Source organism: Cellulosimicrobium composti (genome assembly GCF_009711085.1).
Lineage (GTDB): Bacteria > Actinomycetota > Actinomycetes > Actinomycetales > Cellulomonadaceae > Cellulosimicrobium > Cellulosimicrobium composti.
The window spans coordinates 1-381 of record NZ_WMKA01000139.1 but is presented as its reverse complement, the minus strand read 5'-3'; the positions used below and the strand labels follow the sequence as shown (position 1 = coordinate 381).

Genomic DNA, 381 nt, shown 5'->3' with positions numbered 1-381 from the left:
AGCTCGTCGAGCTCGCGGGCGATCTCGGTGTGGGCGGTGGGGATGACGTACCGGTCCTCGTACTTCGCGATGGCGAGGAGGCGGTACATGTCCTGGATCTGGGTGCCGGTCATGCCGACGGCGGCTGCGGTCTGTTCGTGGGGGTCGTGGCCGAGGTTGATGTCGCGCATGTAGGAGCGCATGGCGGCCAGGCGGCGCAGGACGCGTTCGACGGGGGCGGTGTCGCCGGCGGTGAACAGGCCGGCGAGGTATTCGAGCGGGATGCGCATCTTGGAGATCGCGGCGAACAGGGTGCGTCCGTCCTCGCCGTCGTTGCCGGAGGCGGCCACGACGTCGACGACGGGGGACAGGGGTGGGATGTACCAGACCATGGGCAGGGTG

Annotated in this window: 1 pseudogene; it reads right to left on the bottom strand. The window is 69.3% G+C overall.

The features are described 5' to 3' along the window. Positions 1–381: pseudogene (gene narY / locus GJV82_RS19280) on the bottom strand (nitrate reductase subunit beta); the annotation flags it as partial.